Raw genomic sequence first — 719 nt, 5'->3', positions numbered from 1 at the left:
CCAGGCCCGCGACGTCCTCGGCGGGGTCGCCGATCGCGGCATCCGTCCAGTCGAGGACCCCGCACACACCTCCGGTGTCGGCGACCAGGACGTGCTCGCCCTTGAGGTCGTTGTGCAGGACCACGTCGGCGGGCGACCGGGCGGGCGCCGACGGCCCGAGCGCGGCCCACCGGGCGGCATCGAACTCGCCGCCCGTGTGCAGGAGTTCGACTGCCGACTCGGCCGCCTGTCGCAGCGCCTCGAGGGCGCGCGGCTGCGCCGCCGGTACGCCCAGCGCGGCGGCCGAAGCCGCGGGCAGCGACCGGAGCCCGATCAGCATCCGGGCCAGGTCCGCCTCTCCGACCGCGGCGACCGTGCGCACCTCGGCCGAAACGCCGGGCAGCCGGGTGTCGAAGGTGGCGGTGAGGCCGCCGGCCCACGCGACCAGGCCCACGCTCGCCGGTATCTCGACGCCGACGACCGGCCGAAGCAGATCGCGCAGCGCGATCTCGCGTCGTTGCCGGTCCGCGCCGTCCGCGTCGAGCGCGAAGCGCACCACGTGATCGGCGTCGACCCACCACGACGCGTGTTCGCCGCCCTCGTCGATGGGCCGCACCGAGCGGCCGGCCCCGGGGCCGAGCACCCGACGGGCGAGGTGTTCGACGGTGTCGGCGGTGGGAGGCCGCTGCGAAGACATGTGATGCACCGATCCGAGCTCGTCGGCGGGCCGACCGGCCCCC

At 76.2% G+C, this 719-nt stretch carries 1 protein-coding gene; it reads right to left on the bottom strand.

The window, feature by feature from the left end:
• Positions 1-676, bottom strand: a 676-nt coding sequence (locus GT354_RS04285; RefSeq protein WP_161354813.1) for an aminoglycoside phosphotransferase family protein, incomplete at its 3' end; no start/stop codon positions are given.
• Positions 677-719 lie beyond the last annotated feature (43 nt).

The sequence above is a fragment of the Streptomyces sp. SID3343 genome (assembly GCF_009865215.1).
Lineage (GTDB): Bacteria > Actinomycetota > Actinomycetes > Streptomycetales > Streptomycetaceae > Embleya.
This window is presented reverse-complemented; position numbering and strand designations above follow the sequence as displayed.